This window comes from Parabacteroides distasonis (assembly GCF_004793765.1).
Classification (GTDB): domain Bacteria; phylum Bacteroidota; class Bacteroidia; order Bacteroidales; family Tannerellaceae; genus Parabacteroides; species Parabacteroides distasonis_A.
Window position 1 is genome coordinate 1 of sequence record NZ_SRYM01000123.1, and the last position, 1221, is coordinate 1221.

The 1221-nt window shown below is 42.1% G+C and carries 1 protein-coding gene; it reads left to right on the forward strand.

Going from position 1 to position 1221, the window contains the following annotated elements:
* Positions 1-384: 384 nt before the first annotated feature.
* A partial coding sequence (locus E5342_RS18980) for a transposase (RefSeq protein WP_135960079.1) occupies positions 385-1221 on the forward strand: 837 nt, incomplete at its 3' end.

The window sequence follows — 1221 nt, forward strand, 5'->3', positions numbered from 1 at the left end:
TAATTATGTTGCAAAGCATGTAAAACAAAGAGTCAAAAAATCATTATTAACAGAATAAAATGTTTCCTTTGTAGAGTTGTTCGTTTTAAGAGTTATCAAACATGGAGAGTGACTGATTGACCTAACAAACCTTGACTATACAAAGGCGTATAGCTTGGCTGTTTATATAGCCGGGCTTTTTTTGTAAACAGGCCTTTAAGGGAGCTAAATGACCGGAACTTTAATTATGGCAGAAAGCGTGTCCCGTGACAGGGATGCGCTTCCTTGGTAAATCCGGTTATTTTCTGGTATGCCATAAAACATAAAGTGAAGCCTCTGTTTTCTCAACTAAGATCTTGCCTATATCGCTTTTTTCTGTAACTTAGTAAAAAAATAAAAAGACAAATGCCCGCAAAAACACACTTTCGGGATTACGCTCCCAACCAAACAGTTCTTTTTCCCGGCAGAATTGATGAGAACATAGCAGCGAACGATCCGGTCCATGTGGTCAATACAGTTGTTGATAATCTCAATCTTGACAATTTCAAGAAGCTTTATAAAGCAACCGGCCGTTGTCCTTATCATCCTAAAATGATGCTTAGGGTGATAATCTACGCCTACATGAACAATATCTATTCGTGCCGCAAAATAGAGAGGCTTCTCCTACGTGACATTCATCATATCTGGCTTTCCGGTAATGAACATCCGGATTTTATTACCATCAACCGTTTCCGTAATCGCGTGAAAGAAGAGATAAATAATGTATTTACGCAGTTGGTTCTTGTCCTTGCCGACAAGGGTCTCATCAGCCTTGACGTAGAGTATATCGACGGTACCAAGATTGAGTCCAGGGCCAACAAATATACTTTTGTCTGGCGCAAGACAGTCGAAAAGAACCGTACAAAGCTGATGGATAAGATCCGCATCCTCCTGGAGCAGGTGGATGAAACCATAACCCAAGAGAACTCCACCAAAGACACCCCCATAGAGTTCACTCCCGCCATGCTCTCAGATATAGTGAATGAACTTAAAGAGGCGCTGGAACACCAGCCTGTAACAAAGGACAAGGAACAAAAGGAACTTGAGGAGCACCGTGACAAGTTGATGGAATACGACAACCATCTTGACACTCTTGGAGAACGCAACTCCTATTCCAAGACCGATCCTGATGCCACCTTCATGCGCATGAAAGAAGACGCCATGAGAAACGGGCAGACCAAGCCCGGATATAATCTGCAAATA